A 22,818-nucleotide genomic window follows, 5' to 3' on the forward strand; every position below is an offset into this window, starting at 1 on the left:
CTATATTGATTTACTTTTCAATTTGAAAACTAAATTTACTAGCAAATTTTTGTTCATGGAGCCTAACCTTTTTAAAATAAACTAACTATGGTTTTACACTCTCAAAGATTTTAATTTATATCTGATAAATACTTATTTGAAACCTGATTAGGTCTATGAACTTAAAATAATTTCTTTATACATTATTGATTTCTAAATTAGGTTTTGCTAATATAGCGCCACTTGATGAATTACAGGCTTATGAAAATGGATTTAACGCAGATGAAAGATAATGCTAGTAAAGCTTCTTCATTATTAAAAGCAATATCTCATGAGTCAAGATTATTGATATTATGCTTGCTCCTTAGAAGAGAAATGACAGTAGGAGAGTTAGCAGAGTACTCTAGTCTGAGCCAGTCGGCATTTTCTCAGCATTTATCAGTATTGAGAAATAAAGGTCTAGTTAAATGCAGAAAAGAGGCGCAAAATGTTTATTACAGTATTAACGATCCTTCGGTGACAAAAATATTAGAAGCATTGTATAGTATATATTGTGGTGATAAAGTCTAAAAAATTTTAAGTTTATATTAGTAAAATCTAAATTAGATAAAGTTAAAATAAGGAGATCAAAATGAATAAAGTAGAGAAAATATCAGTAAAGCAGTTTCTTGATTTACAACAAAAAGAAAAGGTTAAACTAATAGATATTAGAACTCCTGCTGAGCATAGCAGAGAGTGTATTGATTGTGCCGAGAATATTCTTGTTGATGATCTCTATGATGCTGATATTAAAGCTGATGAAGTAGTGGTTCTTCACTGTCAATCAGGTAATAGAACAAATCAAGCAGCTAGCAAAGTTGCTGGCTTAAATGCTAAGAAAGTTTATTTGTTAGATGGTGGTTTGAATGCTTGGAAACAGTATAAGCAACCAACACAAAAAAATGTTAAAGAACCTCTACCTATTATGCGCCAAGTACAAATTATTGTTGGCTTCATGGTGCTTTTAGGTGTGGTGCTTTCATTTACAGTATCGCAATATTTTGCAATTTTAAGTGGTTTCTTTGGTGCGGGTCTTTTATTTGCTGGTTTGACAGGGACTTGTGGTTTAGCGGTGATGTTAGAGTTTTTACCATACAATAGAAGAAAATAATAAATTGTAAATAGGAGTTTATAATGACTAAGAAGTATCTAATCATTGGCGGAGTTGCTGCAGGGGCTTCTGCTGCTGCAAGGTTGAGAAGGCTAGATGAATCAGCTGAAATTATTATGTTTGAAAAAGGTTCGCATGTGTCTTTTTCAAACTGTGGTTTGCCATATTATTTAGGCGGTTATATTGAGTCAGCTGAAAAGTTGATTTTAATGACTCCAGAGAAGTTTGATAAACAATATAACATTGATGCACGTACAAATGCTGAGGTTATAGCTATTGATAGAGTAAATAAGCTTGTAACAGTTCTAAATCACCAGAGCGGTGAGAAATATAGCGAAAGTTATGATAAGTTATCTTAGCTGTCGGAGCTAAGCCAATAGTACCGCCTTTTAGAGGTCTTGAGACAATTGAGCATTTTATCTTGAGAAATGTTGTTGATGTCAAAAAGATTCATCAAGCTGTTTTTAATAAGCAAAAGCCTGTTAAAGACATAACAGTGATTGGTGCTGGTTTTATCGGTGTTGAGGTCGCAGAAAATCTCAAAAAAAGAGGTTTTAATGTGACTATTATCGAGATGGCTAATCAGATTATGCGACCTTTTGACTATGAAATGGCAAAATTTTTAGAGAAAGAGCTACTAGATAATGGTGTTAAGCTATTACTTGGTGAAAAAGTTGTCGGCTTTGAATGTGATAAAGTCTTACTTGAGTCTGGTAAAGAGATAAAAACAGATTTGGCTGTGTTGGCTATAGGTGTTGCACCAGATACTAACTTCCTAAAAGAAGCGGGTATTGAGTTGGCAAAAACTGGGCATATTATTGTCAACGATAATTATCAAACATCTGATGAAAATATCTATGCTGCTGGTGATGCTATTTTGGTTAAAAATGCTCTTACAGCTCAGGATTTCAGCTTACCTTTGGCAGGTCCTGCTAACAAACAAGGTCGTCTGATAGCAGACCATATCAATGGTTATAAGGTAGTAAATAAAGGCTATATTGCCTCATCAATTATTCAGATATTTAACTATACTGGCGCTGCAACAGGTCTAAACGAGGCTTGGATTAAGTTTCATAACTTAGATATTGACTATGAGGTTGTCTATATTGCACCATTTGATAGAGTTAGTATTATGCCAAATGCGGTAAATGTTTTTACAAAAATATTATTTGAGAAAAATACAGGTAAGCTGCTAGGAGCGCAAATTATAGGAAGAGGAATTGTTGATAAAAGAGCTGATGTATTTGCTACAGCTATCAAAGCAGGGATGACGGTTGAGGATTTACAAGATCTTGAGTTATGCTATGCACCACCATACTCAACTGGTAAAGACATAGTCAACTATACAGGTTATGTTGCCAATAACTTGCTTAAAGGTGATTTTAAGCAAGTTGCTTTTACCCAGGTTGAAGTGTTATTAGCACAAAATGCACAAATTATCGATGTAAGAGAGGTTAGCGAAACTCGTCGAGGTATGCTAACAAATGCAAAAAATATACCGATGTCTGAAATAAGAGTCAGACTATCAGAGCTTGATAAAAATAAGCCGGTATATGTACATTGTCAAACAGGACAGAGATCATATAATGTCGTTTTGCTGTTACAACAACATGGCTACAATGCATATAATATTGCCGGTGGCTATATAATGATCTCAGATTATTATGATACTATTGAACGTATGACAGGTAAAACATTCCTTTATTAAATAAAGGAATGTTTTAACTAATGTGATGGTTACATCTAGGGAGAATTATGATTTTCAGACAGCTAATTGACAGAGATACTTATACATATACTTATATTCTAGGCTGTGAGCAGACCAGACAAGCAGTGATAATAGATTCTGTAAGATTTAACGTTAATCAGTATCTGAAGTTGCTAAAAGAGCTAGATCTTAAACTGATCTATGCAATAGACACCCATGTCCATGCTGATCATGTTACCGCAGCTGGAATTTTAAGAAAAGAAACTGGTTGTGATATTGTTATCGGGGGTCAAAGCAAAGCAGAGTGTGCAACCAAAAAAGTATTTGATGGCGATATCCTAGAATTTGGTAACTATCAACTAAAAGCTTTGTATACTCCCGGTCATACAGATGATTCCTACTGTTTTATTACTGAAAATATGCTTTTCACAGGCGATACTTTATTGATAAGAGGATCTGGTAGAACTGATTTCCAAAATGGTGACTCATATGCAGCATATGATAGTATCATGAATAAGCTAATGACTTTACCAGGTAGTACAATTATTTATCCTGGTCATGACTATAATGGTATAACCAGTAGTAGTGTTGCCGAAGAAAGACAAAATAATCCAAGGTTGAAGGTTAAATCACCAGATGATTACGCTAAGTTAATGGCTGATTTAAAGCTACCACCACCAAACTATATAGATATTGCAGTTCCAGCAAATTTGAAATGTGGTATGGAAGAATAAATGTTTTTGATAGTTTTTGGCTTTATCTGTGGAATCGCGCTAGGATTGACAGGTGGTGGTGGCTCAATTTTGGCAGTTCCCTTGCTTACTTATGGAGTTGGTTTAGATTTTCATAGTGCTGTTACGATATCTTTGCTTGTGGTTGGTTTTACAGCAATTTTTGGTCTTGTAGTTAATTATAAGCAACATGACATCCACTATATAGCAGCAGCTGTAATGTTTGTTACTGGGGTTGTTTTTGCACCGATAGGTAATTATATCTCGCAAGGATTATCAGATAAACTATTAATGCTAAGCTTTTCAATATTGATGATTTTGATAGGTGTTTGGAGCTTGATAAAAGCAAAATTAATGTCAAACTCAGGGAAATCAGTTTGTAAGAGTATCGGACCAAGATGTATAGTGGCATTATTGATAAGTGGTGGTGTCGTTGGTACATTGACTGGTTTTTTTGGTGTGGGTGGTGGCTTCTTAATTGTACCAGCATTAGTTTTTATAACAGCGATGCCGCTTAAAAGAGCTATTAATACATCGTTGTTAGTAATTTTTGTAGTATCAATATCTGGCTTTATATCTCATTATGATGAAACTAGTATGAACTGGTACATCGCGAGTATGTTTATAGTTGGTAGTGCTATTGGGATGCTTTTGGCAACTAAAGTCAAAAAAAGCCTCAATGATAAAGTTTTACAAATAATATTTGCTGTTATGCTAGTGGTTTTGGGAGTCGGTTTATATTTTATCAATTAGTTTTTAGCCAGCCTGTAATACTAAATCTCTTATTCTCTGTAAGTACTGGTAAGACTTCATGTTCGATACTTTTACTATCAAAAAGAATTATTTTGCCATTATTTGGAAACACTTCTAGTATTTGATCTTTTAAATATAGTTTTAGCTGTCCACCAGAAGAATCTTGCCAAACTTGATTAAGATAGCAAACTATCGATATCGTTCGTCGATCATCATTTTGAAAAGTATCAATATGCTTTTTGTAAAAAGATCCTTGAGGATAAACAGCGTAATGAAATTCTTTAGTAACTATTCCAGCAAAGCAGGTCTTATTAATATACTCAATGAAACTATTTATTTTTTGAAAAAATACTTGCGCATATTTTGTCTCATCTAGCCAAAAAATAAAATCATTGCGGATTGATCTTTCGAGGCTTTCATTTAAACGATTGCCTACAGCAGATTTTTTAAAATAATTTGCTTGGTAAAGTTCTTCTAGCTGTTGTGTTAATTTGTTAGTTTCATCAGTTGTTAGCCAGTTATCAATGATACAAAAACCCTTATTGAGGTAATCAACAATTATTTTTTCATAGAAAGGATTAGTCGCAAGTAAATCAGACATCAATATGCCCAATAGTATAGAGTAAGCGAATTATATACTAGAAATATTAACTTAGTTATCTATTTTTATGATAAAGTCTTCTAAATACTCATTGACATCTAATTCATATTCAGAAATAGCAAAATGCTTTGCTGATTTTTTCTGCTTGTGCATTTCTTCAGTTGAGCCGGTATTTAAATGATGCCAATCAGGTAAATCTTTACCTTCAAATAAAAGTTTATAGCTACAACTATTAGGTAACCATTTATGAGCGTGATTTTTTAGTTGTTTGTAGGTTAGATTTACACACTCAGGTACAAGCTGTTTTCTTTTTTGATACATGCTGCATTGGCATTTGCCAATATCAAGAAGCTTACAACTAACTCTAGTGTAGTAAACTTCATCTGTTTCATCATCTTGAAGTTTGTTTAGACAACAAAGTCCACATCTATCGCAGATTGACTCCCATTGTTCACTAGACATATCTTTTAGATCAATTTGATGCCACCATTTATACATATTTTTTATTGATAGGTTATAATAGTTATTTGCAAAATATATGATATATCAATTTATCTAAAAAAACATTAAAGGAATATATGAAAACTACAGCTAGAGCTCGAAATAATGCTCGTTTATATACTGTACAAGCTTTGTACCAAAAGAAAGTTGCCGATAATACGTTTGCTGAGCTTAAGATTCAGTATTATGCTGATAACGCTGATAGGCACTATACTGATTGGGATCTTTTCTATAGACTTATAGATGCGGTTAACTTAAATCAAGATTCTATAAGTAAATACATTCAAGAAAACTCAAATAATGGTGTTGAATCAATTAATTATGTCGATTATGCAGTTTTGCAAGCAGCTATAGCAGAACTGATAGAGTGCCTTGAAAACCCATATCAGATAATTATAAAAGAGTATGTTGAGATATGTTATAGCATGGGGACCGAAGAAGGCTATAAATTTGTTAATGCCGTATTGCAAAAACTAGCCAAATCTATTAGAGGTGAAGAGTAAATTTATCTTGAGATGCAAGAAAATTAAACTTACTACGATGTTGTTTTTGTTTATTTTTATCCAGGATTGCACTTAAGGTAACTTGTTTGAATTCTTGATGAGCTAATACATCACCATTATAATCAATAATCATGCTGTCACCAGCGTAACTAAAATTAGGGTCACTACCAACTCGATTACATGCTATGACAAAAGCTTGGTTTTCTATAGCTCGAGCTGTTAGTAATGCTTGCCAATGTTGACGGCGAGATTCTGGCCAGCAGGCGACATTAATTAGGATATCGTAGTCATTATTGTTGCAATTAAAGACTGGGAATCTTAAGTCAAAGCAAACTGTCACAAGGATATTAAAACCTTTATAATTGATAATTTGACGCTTATTACCAGCTGTATACTTTTTGTCTTCACCAGCATGGATAAATAAGTGATTTTTATCGTATGTATAAACCTGTTTATCAGGGGTTACAAAATAGAGTCGGTTGACAATCTTATTATCACTATAAGTAGCAGCACTACCGACTATCGCATAGTTTTTACCTTTTACTTGGCTGTACATCCAATTAACGATGTCTTGTTGTGTACTTGCTTCACTAATTGGATTCATTATAAAACCAGTATTAAACATCTCACACATCACGATAACATCAGTATCTTGATCAATATCTGCAATTTTATCCTCTAGATTATTATAGTTGGCTTGTTTATTATCCCAAACAATATCTGATTGGATTACACTAACTTTTAGTTTTGACATAGCTATTATCCTTATATATAAAAAAAGATGTCGAGGTGGTCTAGAAAGTTTAGCAAGCTTTAGCAAATTATTTAATAGTGAATTTACGTTGCTATAAAGCTAGGTTGTATATTGACAAATAAATAAGGCAATAAGATAATAGCATTTAATTAAATTATGTATATCAAAAGACTATGAAAAGATTAAAAGCAAAAATTTATGTAATTTTTTTGGCTCTAGCTTTAGTTGTTATTTCAGGTTGTGCTTGTGACAAAGGAACTCAGTATGAGTATGGTTATTATATAACTACTCTTAACTATAATTTTAAAACAGTTTATAAAGCTACTCTTCAAGCAATACAAAATGGCCAAACATTTGATTATAAAGGCAATCCATACGATATATCAGTTAACAAAAACGATGGTACTGATGCTGAGATAGATTCTGCTAGTGATAGTGATCCTACAGACTCATTACAAGTGGCAATGAAGAAGTTACCTAATAATGCTACAAGAATTTCAATTAAATATGGTAGTCAAGGGAACTCAATTAGATCATCGGCTCTAATAGGTATAATAGAAGGAAATATTCGCTACGCTAATACTTAGTATTCTATTAAGCTATATACTCTCTTACTAAAAAATATTTAACTTCTTGCCTCTTAATACTACTAACTTTAAATAGATATGTTTATTTATAGTTAGATATTTGCTAAGATTTTAGCTCCTTTGATTATTTCATCATCTTTTTTAGCAAAACATAGTCTTAAAAGACCATTTTGGGGAGGCTCAAAAAGTGATGATATTGGTACTAAACCAACACCATACTCTTTGATTAAATTGCTAGCAAAATTATCATCATTTTCATTGCTTATATCACTATAATCAAGTATCTGAAACGGTGAACCTTGCCAACCAAGAATTTTAAATCTTGAACCTTTTAAGTTCTCTCTTAGTAATTGATTTTGTTTTTTGTAGAGTTTATGCAGGTTTTCATAATATTCAGGATGTTCTAAGATACCTTCAGCCAAAGCTAGTTGCATTGGATGTACTGCACAAAACGTTGCAAACTGTTTTATTGCAAGCATATTTTGTATCACTTGTGGTGGAGCAATAGTCACACCTTGGCGCCAGCCAGTGAGATTATAAGTTTTACCAAGCGATTGGAATACTACTAGCTTATGACGTAGCTCAGTTATTTGTATAGCACTTGTAAAACTTTCTCCAGCATAGATATGCTCATAAACCTCATCAGAAATTACTAGCAGATCTTTATCTTTGACAATCTTTGCAATTTCTTTGAATTCATCTTTGGTTATAATTGACCCTAGCGGATTATGAGGAGAGTTTAGTATTATAAGTTTAGTACGGTTTGTAATCGCATTTGCAATAGCATTTGTGTCTATATTACCATTTGGCAGTAGTTTTAGTCTGACACATTTCCCTTGATTAAATTTTGTAACCCCTGCGTAAGTATCAAATATTGGATCAAACATGATAACTTCATCACCTTGACCAACATAAGCAGAAATTACACAGAATAAACCTTCTTGTGCACCTGCGGTAATTGCTACATTATCGATAGTTACATCTACGTCGTAGCATCGCTTAGTTTTTTTTACAATTGCTTTGCGTAGCGCAGTAGCACCTGGGATTGGTGAGTATTGATTTTTGCCTTGCTGCATGTAAAAGTTTGTACGCTCAATTAGCCACTCTGGCGTATCAAAATCTGGAGCACCTTGAGTGAAGTTTACAGCTTTGTGTTTAGCAGCCATCAAAGCAAATTTGCCATATACAGATGGCGTCATGTCAATATAAGGTTTTGCTTGAATCATAGTAGTTTTTTAGATATTAAGACATTAATTAGATTATAGTATAAGTGGCTTGATAAATTTAGCTTTATTAGTATCGATTTATTATCGAGAATAAAAGTAATTATTTATTGTTTAAACTAAATTTAAGCATAAAACCATATTAGCGAACTTACTTTAAAATCTCCATCAACTCTGCAATAGTTATTTGCTGTTTTTCTTGAGTTTTACGATTTTTATATTCAATTAAGCCTTGTTCTAGTAGCCTATCACCAATCACTACATGATGAGAGTAACCAATTAGATCAGCATCAGCAAACATTACACCAGGTCTAGCACCGCGATCATCTAAAAGGACATCGATACCATTTGCAAGCAAATCTTGATAAAGTTTATCAGCAACTTCTTTGACTTTTTCAGATTTAGTGTAATTGATAGGTAGTATTGCGACTTGATATGGAGCTATAGCTTGTGGCCATATGATGCCATTTTCATCATGAGATTGCTCGATTGCTGCTGCTATTACTCGTGATACTCCAAAACCATAGCAACCCATAAGCATTGGTTTGGATTTACCATTTTGAGCGATTATATTGGCATTCATTGGTCTTGAGTAAACATCCTCAAGCTCAAAAATATGACCAACTTCGATACCATTTGTAAGCTCTAGTGTTCCTTTACCATCAGGGGAAATATCACCAGCTATTACATTTCTAATGTCAGCAACCTGGTAGTTAGCTACATCTTTATCCCAGTTTACATTTGTAAAGTGATAATCATCTTGGTTAGCACCACAAACTAGGTTTGTAATTGTAACTGCACTATAGTCAGCAATTATAGTGATAGGACAGTTATATATGCCAAGTGAACCAGGATTTGCATTAAAGATTGAGTAAATCTCTTCCCTAGTTGCTAATGTATACGGTGCAGCAATTTGTTCAAGCTTATTAATTTTAGTTTCATTTAGTTCGTGATCACCACGGATAACTAAAGCAAAGAAGTTGCCTTTAGCATCTTTAATAACCATAGTTTTAATAGTCTGTTTGATATCAAAATCCATTTCATTACAAAGCTTATCAATTGTTTTAATGTTTGGTGTATGGATTTTTGTAATTGGATTCTTAGAGATTGCTTTTTGGTTTAAATCAGGTTTTGCATAAGTAGCTAATTCAATATTTGCGGCATAATCAGAACTATTACTATAACAAATAATATCTTCACCAGCGTTTGCTAATACCTGAAACTCATGACTGTTATCACCACCTATAGCTCCAGTATCAGCCCTAACAGGGCGATATGCTAAGCCTATTTTATCAAGGATGTTGCAGTAGGTTGTGTACATGGTGTCGTAAGTGTTGCGTAAACATTGACTATTTTCATGAAATGAATAAGCATCTTTCATAATAAATTCACGCGCCCGCATTACACCAAAACGAGGGCGAATCTCATCTCTGAATTTGGTTTGGATTTGGTAGAGATTTAAAGGTAACTGTTTGTAGCTTTTGATAGTATCTCTAGCCATATCAACAATTGGCTCTTCGTGTGTTGGACCATAACAGAAATCTCTATCATGCCTATCGCGTAATTTTAAAAGCTCTGGACCAAATTTATTCCAACGGTGTGTTTCTTGTAAAAGCTCTGAAGGTAATACACTTGGTAAGAGTAGCTCACTAGCACCAGCCTTATTCATCTCATCACGGACGATGTCTTGAATTTTTTGGAGTACCTTGAGACCTAGTGGCATCCACGTATAGATACCAGAGGCTAGTTTTTTGATAAGACCAGCTTTAAGCATATATTGATGACTAATTAGAACTGCTTCTTTTGGAAGTTCTTTTGTCGTAGCAATTAGAGTTTGTGTTGCCTTCATGGGATCTGTAAATTTAAAAATAAAAATATGAGCTAAATTATAGCAAAAAAATAATTATAAAATATAAAAATTGACTCTAGATAGAAGGAAGTTAAGGAGATATGAAAAAACTAAGGAAAGTACCATCTAGAGTCATTTTTTATAGCTAGCACATGCATTTTTTTTGGCTACTGCTGTAACAATTTTCAATGCTGGGATTGAAATTATCTTTGGGACTATAAATTATATGCGCATTAATTTTCTTGTCAATAGTATTTTATAAATTTTTTAGAGGTTAAAGAGCCAATAACTATTTGGATCAGATGGGCATAAGTGTGGACCACATTCAACAAATACATTTAGTGTATTTGCTAATGTTAGGATTAAGATTAGGATAATAGCTAGTTTTGCTACGAGACTTAATTTTTTCTTTTTATTTTCATTTGGGGTGATTAAACCACAAATAGTAGCATATAAGATAAAAATAATACTTACTATGAAATTCCAAGTATACATATGTAATGAAAACACTGCATCACCATAATTTCCAGTGCCTGGAACAATATGTAAAAGTATCTGAGTAATTGCCATAGCCGCATTTAACAACGCAACTAAAATTATAAGCAGATAGTGCTTATAGCTATTGCCATGAGTTAAGTTTAGTAACAAGCCAAAAGTTAGTAAGCTTAAAGCCATTCTTTGAAACACACATAATGCACAAGGTAATTCTTGAAGAAATAGCTGATAATAAAAAGCCATAGCTAAGATTATACAGATACCAATGATAGCTAAAGAGTCAAAAAAGTCTAGAATATCTTGTTTCATATTGATCTCCTTATAACTGAATATTTATGTATCTGATAGTATGCGGGATAAATACCACTAATAATAATCCTAGTGATATAAAAAAGAGTATTTTAGCTATTTTATACTTATCTATTATGGCAAATATTAAGCTAAGTAGCGTTGTTGAGAATATTAAAAATACCATTTTATTAAATCCTATCATTTATTTGATAGTCAAATTATATTCTAGTTTATCTTATAAGTTAAATTGAAAATTCTAAATTTATATATAAGTAAGCTTGATATGCTAATGATAAACACACTTAGGGCTATTTAGAATTCATAAATTTAGAGATAAGAAAGGAGGAGAAAAATATAAACTACCAAACAGCCCTAAGTAAAACTTATTAGTATTATGGAAAATTTTTCAGAATTTTTAGTGGCTCCCCGAGACGGACTTGAACCGCCGACCAATTGATTAACAGTCAACTGCTCTACCGACTGAGCTATCGGGGAACAACAATGGCTATTATAGGAGTGTTTTAATAAGCTGTCAACTAATTTTTATAAATTTTATAATTTTTTCTCTGTAAACGCTGATTTTTTTAAACTTATCTAAAGGATATTTCATGACTATATTTACAATAGTTGCTATCTGATTAATTTAACAACTAACTAATCGCAAAAGATGGTTCCTTATTATTTTTATATTCATCGAATATTTATTGAATATCAATAATATTTTTCAGAGTCTTTAGATTAATTTTTTTAACAAGTTTATATACTTGCATGTATATGATAAGATATTCTAAATCAACACAACTACTATAAACTAATAAAGAGATGGAAAATCAAGTTGTTCAGAGACAGCAAGAATTAGTCGAAGAGCTATCATTTTTTGAAGACTGGGAAGATAAGTATGATTATGTGATTTCATTAGCTAAGCAGTTGCCAGAATACCCTGAGGATAAGAAGACCGAAGAAAATCTAGTCAAAGGCTGCCAATCGCAGGTTTGGTTTGATAGTAATATAGACCACGGTAAGCTAAAATTTATAGCTACAAGTGATGCTTTGATAGTCTCTGGTTTAATTGGAATGCTCCTAAGAGTTTATAATAATGCAACTCCAGCAGAAATACTAGCTTCAAATACAGATTTCATCAAGCAAATAGGTTTTGGCAATAACTTAAGTACAACGCGTGCAAATGGTTTAAGATCTATGCTTAATTATATATATGCTACAGCTAAAAAAATCAGTAAATGAAAATATTAGTTTGTCGACCTCAGGATGATGCTGATAGTTTAACGGAGCAACTCTGCCTAAATGGTCTTTTGGCTATAAGTTTACCAACTATCAAAATTTGTTATCAAAAAATAGCTAAGAATGTCGTTGAATATACTAGTTTAGTATTTACTAGTAAATATGCTGTTAAAAGCCTATTTAGTCAATATGATGCTGATTTGTTTAAAAACAAAAAAATCTATAGCGTCGGTGCTAGTACTGCTGCTGTGTTAAAAAAATACCAACTTGATGCTATATATCCAGTTAGGCATGGTTCGCAAGAGCTTTTGAATATTATATTAAATTATGATATTTCAACAGATAAGTTTGCAATTATTTCTGGAGTTTCTGGTAATAATCTTTTGGTTGAAGAGTTATCTAAGTTAACACAGTGTCATAAATTTGAGACATATTCACGAGTTTTTATGGAAATCGATGAGTTGACTAATGAATATAATAAACTTTTTTTGCATCAGCAACCGGGTATTATTATTGCTACAAGTCTTGATGTTTTTAAATCACTAAATAGAGTTTTTGAAAAAATAACTGTTCCAAAAGCTGCAACAGTTACCATAACAAGCCCAAAGATGCTAAAATTTGTTAATCAACAAGGCTTTAAAAACACCTTAAAACTTGAGAAACTAGATAATAATTATATCTGTCAAAGAATACTAGAATTTACAGAGGCAAAAGATGTCAGTAGAAAAAAACACCCAGCAACAAAATAGCACTCAAAATAAATCAGCTCAGAAAACAACAATAGCAAGTAATAAATCTTCAGTAGGGATATTTGTTAAGATCACACTAGTGATATCTATAGTTGCTATAGGTTTGTCTAGCTATGTGCTTATTAACTCTATATCTCAGATTAAAAATTCTAATGCAAATCTTCAAGCTTATACAGCTTTTGACAAACAACTTAAAGCAATTAAATCAACTCAAGACCAGCAAAAGAGTATCTCTGATGTCTTAAGTGCACAAAATGATGCCCTGACACAGCATATTAAGGCTCTTCAATCACAACTCACAACTATTAATAATCAAATGACGCTTCCTGCAAAAGATTTGTATATGCAAATGAGTGTGATAAACATTCAATCAGCTATAAATTATCTGATTTTAGCTAAAGATGTGATGGTTTTTGCTGGAGATTCTCAAAAAGCATCTGAGTTAGTAGATAGTGCCTTTGATAAAATACAAGCTAGCAGGGTGGCAACTGTAAGTGCTAGTGAGCGTCAAAATATCAATAGTGCTTTAGAGCAATACTCATCAAGAGATGATATTATCAAAGAGTTTATCACAATTGAGCAGCAGTTTGCTAAACTTGAGTACTTAACACCAGAAAATATATCTACTACCGCTAAGTCACAAAAGTCACAAAATAAATATATCAAACTTTTAAGCGCTATTGTTGAGATTCAAGATATACCAAAAAATCAAACTCTAGTAGCAACTACTCAGACTAAAGAGTTTGTTGCTGATAATTTATACAGAGCTTTGATTTCACTACAAAGTGCTATGTATATTAACAATCAAGATGCTATAGATAAGGCTAAAAATAATCTTGTTGATATTGTTAAAAAATATTTTGTTCAAAATAAAGATGCTAAAAATCTTGAAAATGCTATACAAAGTATTAAAGCTCAAAACCTTGATAGCCTTAATACTAGTATCGATAAACTTATTAGCCAGTTATCAAAGCAACAAAATCAACTTTTAGCTCAACAATCAAATTTAACTGAAACTAATATAAGCACAGAAGGAAGTAAAAAATGATAAAAGTTTTTAAACTTATAATAGCTGTTGCTTTAGCTACATTAGTTGGAATATGGGCAACTAAGTATCATGGTTATATCATGCTGGTGTTAGCAGATAAAACTATCAAAATGAATTTAGTTGCATTTGTATTTATAGTTTTTATACTACTATTTATATTAATTCTTAGTGTTAGAATAGTTAGATTAGCTTTTAAGTTTCCATATTTGTTATTTAGTTGGTTTATTGGATTATTTAGTGTAGATAAACAGGAGAAATTTGCTGAACTTGTTGCTGATATAGCTCTAGAGAATAATAGACTTGTTAAAAAGTTCAGTATAGGTTATATCTTGAGATTGACGCCTAAACACTTAAAAGACTATATTCTTTTTAGGAAGCTAGATGTGATTGCAGCTACTCAAGGTATCAAAGAATTAGAAAAAGCTCTTAAACATATTGATACTAAGACTTCTACATACAAATTCTTTGAAATATATAAGCTTTACCTAGTGCAGAAATTTAGTGAAGCTCAAACAAAAATAGTTGTAATGCTAGAAAAAAATGATTCAAGTTTTATGCCTAATATTGTAAACCTTGCTGGTAATATTGCTTTAGCAGATGGCAATGATGCTTTTGCATTGAAGATTCTAGAAAAGTACGATGCCTATCTAAAAGAGGATCTTGAGGAAAAGCTTATAATCCTAGCTTTAACAGCAGCAAAAGATGTTAATGAACTAGCAGATATTTATAATAAATCTGATACGACTAAAGTTCTAAGTAGAGTGTATCTAGAACAGTTGCTTAAATTCGGTGAAATGATTAGCGCAGAGAAGTTTGCAAAGAAACAATTAGCAAGTTTAAATATATCTGCTGAAATGCTTAAGTTGTATATCAATGCCTTTAATATGCCAATTAGCAGACTTTGTGATAAGGTACTTGATAGGGCGAATCAAGATTATAATAGTATTCTTACTTTATTAGATTTTGCAATGCTTAAATCTGATAATTACTGTTTTAAGTTGATTTATGATTATATCGAGAGATATCTTAAAGACTTTTTATCTACTGCAGAATTAGAAAAATACTCTCATACGTTATGTAAGTTTTTTATAAAAAATGGTGAAGTAGCAGGCTTAGACTTATCAGTAGCACGAGTAGTTTATGGCAATAACTAGTGAGGTTACCAGTATGCAAATTAAAAGATGGTTTTTAAATAATAGCTTAAGGAACTATCAGTATCTTTTATATGATAAAAGCCATGCTATAGTTGTAGATCCTTTAAAGTCTGAGATCTTCGCTGAATTTATAACACAAAGTAAATTACAGCTTGAAGCTATATTGATTACACACAAACATGGTGATCACATTGCAGGAGTTAAAAAATTATTAGCATTATATCCAAATGCGAAAGTCTATGCATATACCGAAAATGAGTTATTCAAGCCAGATGTTTATGTCAAGGATGGTAGTTTTATAAATCTTGGCTTTACTAATTTTAGGGTTATCTACACGCCTGGGCACATAGCTGATCACGTGAGTTTTTTATTTGAGCAAGAACGTGCACTTTTCTGTGGCGATACATTATTTAACGCTGGGGTTGGTGGTGTACACGCTGAGTCAGCAGATGTAAATCAGTTATATGACTCATTAGTCAAAATTACTAAGCTAGATGGTAATATTAAGCCATATCCTGCTCATGATTACTGGCTTGGTAATCTCGATTTTGCATTAAGTATCCTTGCTGATGATAGTTATTTTAATTATTACAGAACTCAAGTTGCTGAGCTAGCTGCTGAGGATAAACCAGTAGTCAATTTAGCTGAAGAAGCTAAATTAAATATTTTTATCAGAGCGATGACAGATAAGGCTCTTTTGAAAGTATTACCTGACTATAGTTTAGGGAGAGAAATGTTTGTCAAATTAAGAGAATTAAAGAATAACTTTTAATTAAATCATTGGTATTTTTCTTGAACTAGTTTGTTCGCTCCGCTAAGTTAAAGTATTTAAACGTTTAAAGTAGATTTTTAGTTTTATGAATTATTGTTAGCTGAATTAGTTGAACCTTTATCAGAAGGTTTGGGCTTAGAATTAGAATCTTTGTTGTTATCTTTAGGTTCTATTTTGGTACGACTAATCTCGCGAGGGAAACCACCATTTAGGCCAATTCTTTGTAGTTTGATGATGTCCGGTGCCATCGCACGCTTACTGTCATAAGGACCTATGTACATTCTAATCCAGTTGCCAACGCGATCAAATTGAGGGTTAAGACCATCTTCTTTCATTTTTTTAACATACCAAGTAGTTTCGTCCATGTTTCTAAAAGAAGCAATTTGATAAATATAAGTATATTTATATTGAGCCCTTTGAGCTTCTGGCTCTACATCTACTTCAACACTATCATGTTTAAGGTTGTTATAAAATGTAAATACCATTTTATCATTTGAGTCATTTTCTTTTTCAGCCAAATCAGCTGTCTCATTACTGTTTGTTTTTGAGCTTTGTTTATTATCTGCTATTTTTGGAATTTGATTTTTTTCTGCTTGTAATTCTATTTTGACTTTTTCTTGTTCAGCTTTTATTTTCTTTAAATGCTTATTTATGAGTTTAGATACTATAGCTACAGCTAAAAGACATACAACTAAGGCTATTAAAATCTTTTTTTTCTTAGTATTTTTTGGTTTTGGTGGCTCTTGAGAGTTGTCTTTGGTTGTTTTTTTTGGAATATCAAGCTTTGATAGATCTTTCATAAGTGTATTTTTTCAATAAATTTATTAAACTTGGTAAGTGTTTAATATGTTAATATTATACTAGAAAAGATTATAATTAATAGTTACGTAAATATATAGGGTTTTATTATGACTTATAACAAAAATGATAAATTTATTGTTAGAGGCTTTCATACAAACTGTCCAACTGCGTTCAAAGATAAAATAATCGCAATGGGCGTAATTGAAGGTCAACAAATGATTGTAACAAATAAGTCAATCTTCGGTGGGCCAATAGCTTTTGAGACTAATTGTGGCTCATTTTCATTACGCAAAAAAGATCTAGAGTTCTTGAAACTAGAAAAAATAAATTAAAAAAAAGAGGTTATCAGATGAGTTTACAAAAAATATTCTTATTAACATCAATATGTACTGCTACATTTGCTACAGTCAATTTATATGCTGCACCAACTACTAATACTCAGCAGTTAAGTGTCCAACAGCAGGATAATATTAAAAGTATGCTCAAAAGTAACCTTGATTCTCTATTCCCATACCAGACACAGATAACAATAGGGAAAATCAGTCAAGATGATAAGGGTAATGTTGTAGCATCAAATATTCTAATAATGAGCAGCGACTCAAAAAATCCAAATCTAACTATAAATAAACTTATTTTCAAAGGCTTATATGCAAATGGCTTCAAGGAAAAAATAGTTAATATCAAAGTAGAAGGTTTAAGTATAGCTAATTTAGCAGCTGCGGTGGCTAATAGTAATCTAGTCAGTGCAGAGGTAGATCCTAAGCAGTTAGCTGATAATCAGGGATTATTTAGTATTGCTCTGAACAGTTTAGGACAAGCTATTTATAACTTAGAGATTAATTATAATTATGACAATAGTACAATTAACTATAGTCTTGACTCTAAGTTAAATAATAAGCCATTGCTAAAAGTGGATGCTCAATTAAAAGATATCGACTTGGCTAATGTTGATGTTACAGACTTTCTAGCAACTCTACTTGGTGACTCTATGAATGCTAAGATCAAAACTCTTGAGTTTGATGCTAATTTCTCAGAAGTTCTAAGAGATATCACTAATAAGTATCTTGGTAAAGATTACAAGCAAACACCTATTTTAGATATTAATGCTAAGTTGGGTAAAACTCCTGGCCAGTTGATGTTAAATGTTGATGGTAAGTTAGGTTCTCAAAACTATGTTAAATATAATATTGTTATTAATGGGATTAATTTAGCTAGTGCAACAATCAATGATATCGTTGCTGGCTCTAGTAATGCTTTAGATAATGCTTATATACAGTCAAACACTTCTAGTTCTAGGATTGAGCTTAATTTTGAAAAAGACTTTTTCCCTAAAGGTTCACCTATTATCCAAGTATTTTCAGCTCTAGATAAAAACAATATCAAATTTACAATAGTTTCACAACATCTGTTTGAGGGCACTAGCTATAATACCAACTTTTATCTAAAAGCAGATGGCTTAGCTAGCTTAAGTGCAAGTGCTAATGCAGCAGTAGATGGCAAGTTAAATTTACTACCATATCTCGGCGCAGGTGCACAAAATCAAACCAACCTCTATAACTGTACTAACCAGTTATGTTTAAACAATCTTGATATTAAATTTGCTAACTATGGCTTGCTTGAAAAAGTTGCTCGTTATACAAATAAGGATCCAAATACAACACCACAGCAAATCCTAGGATCTTATGGCGCTTTATTACAACTTTTTGCGGTACAACAGCAAGATAGATTTTTACAGCAGACATTATCAGCTTTTGCAATGTTTTTACAAAATCCAAAAAATATAACTATCCATGCTAAAGCAAATAAGCCAATTAATGAAATTGCTTTGTTGAATAGGTTAGTTGCTGATGCTAAAACACTCAAAAAGCACAATCCAGTCAATAATAATGGTAATGTTGATCTTAGTAATAATCCTAATGTTAAGCTCATAAACAATATTCAAAAAATATTCAAAATTAGTTTTGATGTTAATAATTAATTAAAAAACAGTTATACAACTGATCTAAATTTTTGAAAATAGATAATTCTTCGTAATTTAAAGCAATATCACTATTGACAACTACTCAAAATAAGGTAATATATGACTCTATAACGCGGGAATAGCTCAGTGGTAGAGCACAACCTTGCCAAGGTTGGGGTCGCGAGTTCGAGCCTCGTTTCCCGCTCCATACTCTTGCATGTGTGGCTGGGTAGCAAAATGGTTATGCAGAGGCCTGCAAAGCCTTGGACGCCGGTTCGATTCCGGCCTCAGCCTCCATACTAGCCCGGGTGGTGAAATTGGTAGACACAAGGGACTTAAAATCCCTCGGAGCTTAACCTCCGTGCCGGTTCGAGTCCGGCCCCGGGCACCATCTTATTGTTTTAATAAATATCATCACGTATCACAAAGCTAATATTTTCAATACTTTGAGAACATTTATTGTTTCATGTTGTATCATAAATATTCATCAAAACCCGCAAAAAACTGTATCCTAAAATGTATCCTGGATATAATACATGTAGAAAATGTAAATTATATAGCTAACCACGTATAAAAGTAGTATGCTATTTTTTATTTACTCTTATGGCATATTCACATCACTTTATAAAAAAGGTATTAAAGCTAAAATCAGAAGGTGTTAGCTTTTTAAAATTATCAAATAGATTTAATATTAGCGTTAGAAGTATCCAAGAGTGGTTAAAAGGTAATTTACCTAAAGGTACAAGAAATAAGCCTAATACCAAACTTGATTTAGTTAAGTTAAAACAAGATGTATTGGACTATCCTGATGCATATCTAAAAGAAAGAGCAGAAAGGTTGGGAGTTAGCGAGCATTGTATTAGCTATAATCTTAAAAAGTTAGATGTTACATATAAAAAAAACTCTGATTCACCCCAAAGCAGACGAAGACAAGCGAAAATTATTTCAGAAAAAGATTGAACAATATAAAGCTAAAGGTTTGCCTATCTGTTACCTAGATGAATCTGGTCATGCATTAGATATGCCTAGAACACATGGCTACTCTATTAAAGGAGAAAGGTGTTATGGAACTTGTGACTGGGGTGCTAAAGGTCGTACTAACGTCATAGGTGCATTGATTGGCAAAATTCTATTTGCAGTGGGTTTATTCAACTGCAACATTGATACAGAGGTGTTTAAAACTTGGATAAAGTATTTCTTACTTCCTAACTTAAAGACAAATACAGTTATTGTTATGGATAATGCAACATTTCACAAAAATTCTCAAATATTAAATGATATTGTAAAGGCTGGACATTTTGTTGAGTTTTTACCTGCATATTCTCCTGATTTAAACCCTATAGAGAACAAATGGGCTGAGAAAAAAGCTTTTATCAGAAAATATAAATGCTCCGTAACACAATGTTATGCGTACTAGTTTTATATGGAGTTAGCTATATAATACTTATGACTATTTTAATGAAAGGGCTGAGATGATAGAAGCTTTAGCTGATTATATAGACCATATCAAAGTAAATGCCAATGTAATAAGAATGCAAGATATAGGCTAATTAAATCGTTTTTCTATCTTGGTTGCTGCAGCAATAAAACCACCTGATATAGTATGATACATCATGTTAAAAAAACTCAAAAATATTAACATGACATGATATCATGTTAAAAATAACCGAAAAAGTTAACATGACATTTATGCAATGCTTTAAATTATCAAGATTACCTATAGATAGTAAATATTTAGAAACTAAAGAGATATTTAAAAAATCTATACAGGCCAATAGATATTTAGCAGAGCTTAATGGTTTATCAAATGTTATACCAAATAGAAGTATACTAATTAACTCTTTAGTACTACAAGAAGCAAAAGACAGTAGTGAAATTGAGAATATTATAACTACACATGATGAATTATATAGAAGTAGCCTAGATATTGATGTTAGTAGCCCTAATGCTAAGGAAGTGCAAAACTATAGAGAAGCTTTATTAACTGGCTATAACCTTATAAAAGAGAATGGTTATTTATCTGTAAATTTTATAAAAACTATTCAAGAAGTATTAGAAAAGAATAATGCAGGTATTAGAACTCAAATGGGTACTAGCCTTAAAAATCAAAAGACTGGCGAAGTTATATATACACCACCACAAGATTATCAAGAGATTATAGATTTAATGTCTAATTTAGAGACTTATATTAATACAGATAGTAATGATATTGATGATTTGGTTAATATGGCTATTATTCATTACCAGTTTGAGAGTATACACCCATTTTATGATGGTAACGGTAGAACAGGTAGGATTATAAACTTACTTTACTTAATAATGAAAGATTTACTAGATATACCAATACTTTATCTTAGTAACTATATTATTAAACATAAACATGATTATTATAGGTTATTGCAAGAAGTTAAAACTAAAGATAATTGGCAAGGCTGGATACTATTTATGTTAGATAGTGTAGAGGTTACAGCAAAAGATACTATAGAACTAATAAATAAAATTAAAAATCTAATTTCTAGTACTAAATTAACTATAAAAAGTAAAGTATCTAAAATATATAGTAAAGACCTTATAGAAATACTATTTGAGCATCCATATACAAAAATAGATTTTTTGATGACTAGATTAGATATAACAAGGCAGACAGCATCTAAATATCTTAAACAACTATGCGATATAGGAATACTTGAAGAAGCAAATATAGGTAAATACAAATATTTTATAAATATAGAGTTATACTCATTATTAAGAAAGAGTATATAAACTAATTAAGCACTGTCTAGGTTCGCTACCGAAAGACATATCCCAAATGTTTGGCAGTGTTTAATCATGGGAGCACTGTGGGAGGTGTTAATGTTTGATTTTGAAATAACTAAAGATGTTATTAGTTTACCTAACTTATTAGCAGTTAGGTGGAAAGGTGTGAGTTAATTGAAAAAAATAGGTGTTAAAAACGAGCTATAAACATTATAGAAAAAGGTTTTTAAAAGGATTATTTACAAATGGCTGTAAAAAAAGACTAGAAGATGTCCAAAATGCAGTTCAAAATCAACAATAAAATCAGGAGCTCAAAGAGTTATACAAAAATACAAATGTAATAATTGTAAACATAGATTTAGTTCAAATAGAAGACCTAAAAAATTTTTAGAATTACTGTTTTACAAATATGTATTTAAGCATCAAACCTATGCTGATTTAGCCATTGAGTATGGCAAAACTAAGAGATGGATTTATACTCATATCCATAGTTATGAATTAGCTAAAAAAGAACATAATCCTAGAGCTGTAACTTTAGTATGTGATACTACTTTTATGGCAAAAGAAGAGATAGGTTAGCAACTATATTCTTCTATGATGTGTTAGAAGATGAAGTCTTGTTATGGTATCATGTTGAGTCAGAAAGATGTAAATATTATAGAGAGATGTTATTTGAATTACTGTCTCTTGGATACACAATAAACTCAGTTACTATAGATGGTAAGCGTGGCTTAAATACTGTATTTAAAGGCTATCAAATACAGATGTGTCACTTCCATCAAAAGCAAACAGCGCTATATTACAAAATATCCAAAACTAGAAGCTAATATAGAGCTACAAGTAATAATGAGATGTTTGACTAAAGTTACTGAACAAACTTTTAAACTAAAGCTACAAAATTGGCACAATAAATATCAAGGTTTTCTGGATGAATATTCAGTCAATCAAGATACTGGAGAAATAACATATACTCATCAGAGATTAAGAGCAGCATATTCTAGTTTATGTGCTAATTTAGATTATCTATTCACATATAAAAAGTATAAAGGTTTTTATATTCCAAATACTACAAATCATCTCGATGGTGGTAAGTTTGCTGATCTTAAAAATAGGATTAAGGTTCATAGAGGATTATCAAAAAAACTGAAGTTAAAGTTAGTGGATTTTTATATGCACAATAATGGGAAAAAGTTCTAAAAAACACCTATTTTTT

At 31.7% G+C, this 22,818-nt stretch carries 25 protein-coding genes, 4 tRNA genes and 1 pseudogene; 22 read left to right on the forward strand and 8 right to left on the reverse strand.

The features are described from left to right. Positions 1-246 precede the first annotated feature (246 nt). The 5 genes and pseudogenes from CGC45_RS02035 to CGC45_RS02055 all read left to right on the forward strand — a co-directional run bounded on the left by CGC45_RS02035 (position 247) and on the right by CGC45_RS02055 (position 4,321). Entirely contained in the window at positions 247-549 is a 303-nt protein-coding gene (locus CGC45_RS02035) for an ArsR/SmtB family transcription factor (RefSeq protein ID WP_071628734.1), read from the forward strand. Between the two features lie 61 nt (positions 550-610). Further along, a complete protein-coding gene (locus tag CGC45_RS02040; protein ID WP_071628735.1) occupies positions 611-1,129 on the forward strand; it encodes a rhodanese-like domain-containing protein in 519 nt (172 codons plus the stop codon). Between the two features lie 23 nt (positions 1,130-1,152). Then, positions 1,153-2,837, forward strand: a pseudogene (locus CGC45_RS02045) (FAD-dependent oxidoreductase). A 47-nt stretch (positions 2,838-2,884) separates the two neighbouring features. Next, a complete protein-coding gene (locus CGC45_RS02050) occupies positions 2,885-3,571 on the forward strand; it encodes an MBL fold metallo-hydrolase (protein ID WP_071628736.1) in 687 nt (228 codons plus the stop codon). Continuing rightward, positions 3,572-4,321 (forward strand): sulfite exporter TauE/SafE family protein, encoded by a 750-nt coding sequence (locus CGC45_RS02055; RefSeq protein WP_071628737.1) that lies wholly within the window; start codon positions 3,572-3,574, stop codon positions 4,319-4,321. It begins immediately after the preceding gene. Here the strand turns inward: CGC45_RS02055 and CGC45_RS02060 are convergent. Beyond that, complete coding sequence (locus CGC45_RS02060) at positions 4,314-4,922, reverse strand: 2OG-Fe(II) oxygenase (protein WP_071628738.1); 609 nt, start codon at positions 4,920-4,922, stop codon at positions 4,314-4,316. The genes CGC45_RS02055 and CGC45_RS02060 overlap by 8 nt on opposite strands. 51 nt (positions 4,923-4,973) lie before the next feature. Continuing rightward, positions 4,974-5,420 (reverse strand): YcgN family cysteine cluster protein, encoded by a 447-nt coding sequence (locus tag CGC45_RS02065; protein ID WP_071628739.1) that lies wholly within the window; start codon positions 5,418-5,420, stop codon positions 4,974-4,976. Positions 5,421-5,500: 80 nt separating this feature from the next. On the opposite strand from CGC45_RS02065, the gene nusB reads away from it, so the two are divergent. Beyond that, positions 5,501-5,926 carry a transcription antitermination factor NusB gene (nusB, locus tag CGC45_RS02070; protein WP_071628740.1) on the forward strand — a complete coding sequence of 142 codons (426 nt, stop codon included), beginning with the start codon at positions 5,501-5,503 and terminating at the stop codon, positions 5,924-5,926. On the opposite strand, the gene CGC45_RS02075 is transcribed toward nusB, so the two are convergent. Continuing rightward, positions 5,910-6,680, reverse strand: coding sequence for an amidohydrolase (locus CGC45_RS02075; protein ID WP_071628741.1), 771 nt, complete (start codon positions 6,678-6,680; stop codon positions 5,910-5,912). The two genes, nusB and CGC45_RS02075, sit on opposite strands and share 17 nt — an antisense overlap. Positions 6,681-6,853: 173 nt before the next feature. Here CGC45_RS02075 and CGC45_RS02080 point away from each other — a divergent pair, with 173 nt between their 5' ends. Next, a complete protein-coding gene (locus CGC45_RS02080; RefSeq protein ID WP_071628742.1) occupies positions 6,854-7,267 on the forward strand; it encodes a DUF3568 family protein in 414 nt (137 codons plus the stop codon). Positions 7,268-7,359: 92 nt separating this feature from the next. Here the strand turns inward: CGC45_RS02080 and CGC45_RS02085 are convergent, their stop codons facing one another. From CGC45_RS02085 to CGC45_RS02105, 4 genes are all read right to left on the reverse strand, one after another. Further along, positions 7,360-8,493 (reverse strand): aminotransferase class I/II-fold pyridoxal phosphate-dependent enzyme, encoded by a 1,134-nt coding sequence (locus tag CGC45_RS02085; RefSeq protein ID WP_071628743.1) that lies wholly within the window; start codon positions 8,491-8,493, stop codon positions 7,360-7,362. Positions 8,494-8,641: 148 nt separating this feature from the next. Further along, positions 8,642-10,339 (reverse strand): proline--tRNA ligase, encoded by a 1,698-nt coding sequence (locus CGC45_RS02090; RefSeq protein WP_071628744.1) that lies wholly within the window; start codon positions 10,337-10,339, stop codon positions 8,642-8,644. A 267-nt stretch (positions 10,340-10,606) separates the two neighbouring features. After that, complete coding sequence (locus tag CGC45_RS02095) at positions 10,607-11,143, reverse strand: disulfide bond formation protein B (protein WP_071628745.1); 537 nt, start codon at positions 11,141-11,143, stop codon at positions 10,607-10,609. A gap of 401 nt (positions 11,144-11,544) precedes the next feature. Continuing rightward, a tRNA-Asn gene (locus CGC45_RS02105) sits at positions 11,545-11,620 on the reverse strand. Between the two features lie 327 nt (positions 11,621-11,947). Between CGC45_RS02105 and CGC45_RS02110 the strand changes: the two genes are divergently transcribed. From CGC45_RS02110 to CGC45_RS02130, 5 genes are read left to right on the forward strand one after another with little or no spacing between them, the layout of a single operon-like run. After that, complete coding sequence (locus tag CGC45_RS02110) at positions 11,948-12,367, forward strand: SufE family protein (RefSeq protein ID WP_071628746.1); 420 nt, start codon at positions 11,948-11,950, stop codon at positions 12,365-12,367. Then, entirely contained in the window at positions 12,364-13,113 is a 750-nt protein-coding gene (locus tag CGC45_RS02115) for a uroporphyrinogen-III synthase (RefSeq protein ID WP_071628747.1), read from the forward strand. Before CGC45_RS02110 ends, CGC45_RS02115 begins: the two co-directional genes overlap by 4 nt. Continuing rightward, positions 13,079-14,161: a hypothetical protein gene (locus CGC45_RS02120; RefSeq protein WP_071628748.1), complete on the forward strand. Its 1,083-nt coding sequence runs from the start codon at positions 13,079-13,081 to the stop codon at positions 14,159-14,161. Before CGC45_RS02115 ends, CGC45_RS02120 begins: the two co-directional genes overlap by 35 nt. Next, positions 14,158-15,315: a heme biosynthesis HemY N-terminal domain-containing protein gene (locus CGC45_RS02125; RefSeq protein ID WP_071628749.1), complete on the forward strand. Its 1,158-nt coding sequence runs from the start codon at positions 14,158-14,160 to the stop codon at positions 15,313-15,315. The genes CGC45_RS02120 and CGC45_RS02125 overlap by 4 nt, the downstream gene beginning before the upstream one ends. Before the next feature lie 13 nt (positions 15,316-15,328). Beyond that, positions 15,329-16,087, forward strand: coding sequence for a hydroxyacylglutathione hydrolase (locus CGC45_RS02130; protein ID WP_071629948.1), 759 nt, complete (start codon positions 15,329-15,331; stop codon positions 16,085-16,087). An 83-nt stretch (positions 16,088-16,170) separates the two neighbouring features. Here the strand turns inward: CGC45_RS02130 and CGC45_RS02135 are convergent, their stop codons facing one another. Then, on the reverse strand, positions 16,171-16,887 hold the full coding sequence (locus tag CGC45_RS02135; protein ID WP_071628750.1) for an SPOR domain-containing protein: 717 nt from the start codon (positions 16,885-16,887) through the stop codon (positions 16,171-16,173). A gap of 108 nt (positions 16,888-16,995) precedes the next feature. Here CGC45_RS02135 and CGC45_RS02140 point away from each other — a divergent pair, with 108 nt between their 5' ends. From CGC45_RS02140 to CGC45_RS02185, 10 genes are all read left to right on the forward strand, one after another. Then, a complete protein-coding gene (locus CGC45_RS02140) occupies positions 16,996-17,220 on the forward strand; it encodes a FeoA family protein (protein ID WP_071628751.1) in 225 nt (74 codons plus the stop codon). A gap of 17 nt (positions 17,221-17,237) precedes the next feature. Then, a complete protein-coding gene (locus tag CGC45_RS02145) occupies positions 17,238-18,866 on the forward strand; it encodes an aq_1923 C-terminal domain (protein WP_071628752.1) in 1,629 nt (542 codons plus the stop codon). 115 nt (positions 18,867-18,981) lie between these two features. Further along, positions 18,982-19,056, forward strand: a tRNA-Gly gene (locus tag CGC45_RS02150). A gap of 15 nt (positions 19,057-19,071) precedes the next feature. Further along, positions 19,072-19,145: transfer RNA gene (locus CGC45_RS02155), tRNA-Cys, on the forward strand. 5 nt (positions 19,146-19,150) lie between these two features. After that, positions 19,151-19,239: transfer RNA gene (locus CGC45_RS02160), tRNA-Leu, on the forward strand. Between the two features lie 212 nt (positions 19,240-19,451). Next, positions 19,452-19,808, forward strand: coding sequence for an IS630 transposase-related protein (locus tag CGC45_RS09275; protein WP_071628753.1), 357 nt, complete (start codon positions 19,452-19,454; stop codon positions 19,806-19,808). Further along, positions 19,732-20,265, forward strand: coding sequence for a transposase (locus CGC45_RS09190; protein ID WP_232310104.1), 534 nt, complete (start codon positions 19,732-19,734; stop codon positions 20,263-20,265). The genes CGC45_RS09275 and CGC45_RS09190 overlap by 77 nt, the downstream gene beginning before the upstream one ends. Positions 20,266-20,537: 272 nt before the next feature. Then, positions 20,538-21,611, forward strand: a complete 1,074-nt coding sequence (locus CGC45_RS02175; RefSeq protein ID WP_071629950.1) for a Fic family protein — start codon at positions 20,538-20,540, stop codon at positions 21,609-21,611. 291 nt (positions 21,612-21,902) lie between these two features. Then, the gene (locus CGC45_RS09580; protein WP_420841501.1) at positions 21,903-22,184 is read left to right on the forward strand and encodes a hypothetical protein; all 282 of its coding nucleotides are present in this window, start codon (positions 21,903-21,905) and stop codon (positions 22,182-22,184) included. 276 nt (positions 22,185-22,460) lie between these two features. Beyond that, positions 22,461-22,802: a hypothetical protein gene (locus CGC45_RS02185; protein WP_157092983.1), complete on the forward strand. Its 342-nt coding sequence runs from the start codon at positions 22,461-22,463 to the stop codon at positions 22,800-22,802. Positions 22,803-22,818: the final 16 nt, after the last annotated feature.

It is taken from the genome of Francisella opportunistica (assembly GCF_003347135.1).
Classification (GTDB): Bacteria; Pseudomonadota; Gammaproteobacteria; order Francisellales; family Francisellaceae; genus Francisella; species Francisella opportunistica.

Bases quoted from the DNA above. Each gene is read 5' to 3' on its own strand.
- CGC45_RS02035 (WP_071628734.1), top strand. From the start codon at position 247: ATGGATTTAACGCAGATGAAAGATAATGCTAGTAAAGCTTCTTCATTA.
- CGC45_RS02040 (WP_071628735.1), top strand. From the start codon at position 611: ATGAATAAAGTAGAGAAAATATCAGTAAAGCAGTTTCTTGATTTACAA.
- CGC45_RS02050 (WP_071628736.1), top strand. From the start codon at position 2,885: ATGATTTTCAGACAGCTAATTGACAGAGATACTTATACATATACTTAT.
- CGC45_RS02055 (WP_071628737.1), top strand. From the start codon at position 3,572: ATGTTTTTGATAGTTTTTGGCTTTATCTGTGGAATCGCGCTAGGATTG.
- CGC45_RS02060 (WP_071628738.1), bottom strand. From the start codon at position 4,922: ATGTCTGATTTACTTGCGACTAATCCTTTCTATGAAAAAATAATTGTT.
- CGC45_RS02065 (WP_071628739.1), bottom strand. From the start codon at position 5,420: ATGTATAAATGGTGGCATCAAATTGATCTAAAAGATATGTCTAGTGAA.
- nusB (WP_071628740.1), top strand. From the start codon at position 5,501: ATGAAAACTACAGCTAGAGCTCGAAATAATGCTCGTTTATATACTGTA.
- CGC45_RS02075 (WP_071628741.1), bottom strand. From the start codon at position 6,680: ATGTCAAAACTAAAAGTTAGTGTAATCCAATCAGATATTGTTTGGGAT.
- CGC45_RS02080 (WP_071628742.1), top strand. From the start codon at position 6,854: ATGAAAAGATTAAAAGCAAAAATTTATGTAATTTTTTTGGCTCTAGCT.
- CGC45_RS02085 (WP_071628743.1), bottom strand. From the start codon at position 8,493: ATGATTCAAGCAAAACCTTATATTGACATGACGCCATCTGTATATGGC.
- CGC45_RS02090 (WP_071628744.1), bottom strand. From the start codon at position 10,339: ATGAAGGCAACACAAACTCTAATTGCTACGACAAAAGAACTTCCAAAA.
- CGC45_RS02095 (WP_071628745.1), bottom strand. From the start codon at position 11,143: ATGAAACAAGATATTCTAGACTTTTTTGACTCTTTAGCTATCATTGGT.
- CGC45_RS02110 (WP_071628746.1), top strand. From the start codon at position 11,948: ATGGAAAATCAAGTTGTTCAGAGACAGCAAGAATTAGTCGAAGAGCTA.
- CGC45_RS02115 (WP_071628747.1), top strand. From the start codon at position 12,364: ATGAAAATATTAGTTTGTCGACCTCAGGATGATGCTGATAGTTTAACG.
- CGC45_RS02120 (WP_071628748.1), top strand. From the start codon at position 13,079: ATGTCAGTAGAAAAAAACACCCAGCAACAAAATAGCACTCAAAATAAA.
- CGC45_RS02125 (WP_071628749.1), top strand. From the start codon at position 14,158: ATGATAAAAGTTTTTAAACTTATAATAGCTGTTGCTTTAGCTACATTA.
- CGC45_RS02130 (WP_071629948.1), top strand. From the start codon at position 15,329: ATGCAAATTAAAAGATGGTTTTTAAATAATAGCTTAAGGAACTATCAG.
- CGC45_RS02135 (WP_071628750.1), bottom strand. From the start codon at position 16,887: ATGAAAGATCTATCAAAGCTTGATATTCCAAAAAAAACAACCAAAGAC.
- CGC45_RS02140 (WP_071628751.1), top strand. From the start codon at position 16,996: ATGACTTATAACAAAAATGATAAATTTATTGTTAGAGGCTTTCATACA.
- CGC45_RS02145 (WP_071628752.1), top strand. From the start codon at position 17,238: ATGAGTTTACAAAAAATATTCTTATTAACATCAATATGTACTGCTACA.
- CGC45_RS09275 (WP_071628753.1), top strand. From the start codon at position 19,452: ATGGCATATTCACATCACTTTATAAAAAAGGTATTAAAGCTAAAATCA.
- CGC45_RS09190 (WP_232310104.1), top strand. From the start codon at position 19,732: ATGTTACATATAAAAAAAACTCTGATTCACCCCAAAGCAGACGAAGAC.
- CGC45_RS02175 (WP_071629950.1), top strand. From the start codon at position 20,538: ATGCAATGCTTTAAATTATCAAGATTACCTATAGATAGTAAATATTTA.